This window comes from Pantoea sp. ARC270, from assembly GCF_003236725.1.
Classification (GTDB): Bacteria; Pseudomonadota; Gammaproteobacteria; order Enterobacterales; family Enterobacteriaceae; genus Pantoea; species Pantoea anthophila.
Genome location: NZ_PUGA01000087.1, coordinates 1 through 1,309 on the forward strand (window position 1 = coordinate 1; position 1,309 = coordinate 1,309).

Below are 1,309 nucleotides of genomic sequence, written 5' to 3' on the forward strand. Positions count from 1 at the left end.
ACTCAAAGGAGACTGCCGGTGATAAACCGGAGGAAGGTGGGGATGACGTCAAGTCATCATGGCCCTTACGAGTAGGGCTACACACGTGCTACAATGGCGCATACAAAGAGAAGCGACCTCGCGAGAGCAAGCGGACCTCACAAAGTGCGTCGTAGTCCGGATCGGAGTCTGCAACTCGACTCCGTGAAGTCGGAATCGCTAGTAATCGTGGATCAGAATGCCACGGTGAATACGTTCCCGGGCCTTGTACACACCGCCCGTCACACCATGGGAGTGGGTTGCAAAAGAAGTAGGTAGCTTAACCTTCGGGAGGGCGCTTACCACTTTGTGATTCATGACTGGGGTGAAGTCGTAACAAGGTAACCGTAGGGGAACCTGCGGTTGGATCACCTCCTTACCTGAAGATACCTTCCCGCGCAGTGCTCACACAGATTGTCTGATAAAAAAGTAATGAGCAAAGCGTCTTGCGAAGACAGACTTAAATGTCCCCTTCGTCTAGAGGCCCAGGACACCGCCCTTTCACGGCGGTAACAGGGGTTCGAATCCCCTAGGGGACGCCATGCTCGGTGACAGGTGAAAGATGTTGCCCACATATCTTAAAGATGACTTACGAGTCATGTTTAAGATATTGCTCTTTAACAATCCGGAACAAGCTGAAAATTGAAACGACATGACGCGTTCATTCTCCGTAATAAGAATGAAATGGCGACATGTCCGAGTCTCTCAAATGCTTGCAACACGCAGCGTGAAAACGCCTGTGGGTTGTGAGGTTAAGCGACTAAGCGTACACGGTGGATGCCCTGGCAGTCAGAGGCGATGAAGGACGTGCTAATCTGCGTAAAGCGACGGTAAGGTGATATGAACCGCTACAGCCGTCGATGTCCGAATGGGGAAACCCGGTGCACTCAGTGCATCATTGCAGCATGAATACATAGTGCTGCAAGGCGAACCGGGGGAACTGAAACATCTAAGTACCCCGAGGAAAAGAAATCAACCGAGATTCCCCCAGTAGCGGCGAGCGAACGGGGAGCAGCCCAGAGCCTGAATCAGCATGTGTGTTAGTGGAAGCGTCTGGAAAGTCGCAGGGTACAGGGTGATACTCCCGTACACAAAAGCACACACGCTGTGAGCTCGATGAGTAAGGCGGGACACGTGGTATCCTGTCTGAATATGGGGGGACCATCCTCCAAGGCTAAATACTCCTGACTGACCGATAGTGAACCAGTACCGTGAGGGAAAGGCGAAAAGAACCCCGGCGAGGGGAGTGAAACAGAACCTGAAACCGTGTACGTACAAGCAGTGGGAGCAC

Annotated in this window: 1 tRNA gene and 2 rRNA genes; all 3 read left to right on the plus strand. The window is 52.4% G+C overall.

Annotated features, from left to right (window positions below):
* Positions 1-397, plus strand: a 16S ribosomal RNA gene (locus tag CKF42_RS20955); the annotation flags it as partial.
* An 87-nt stretch (positions 398-484) separates the two neighbouring features.
* Positions 485-560: transfer RNA gene (locus CKF42_RS20960), tRNA-Glu, on the plus strand.
* Positions 561-768: 208 nt separating this feature from the next.
* Positions 769-1,309, plus strand: a 23S ribosomal RNA gene (locus CKF42_RS20965); the annotation flags it as partial.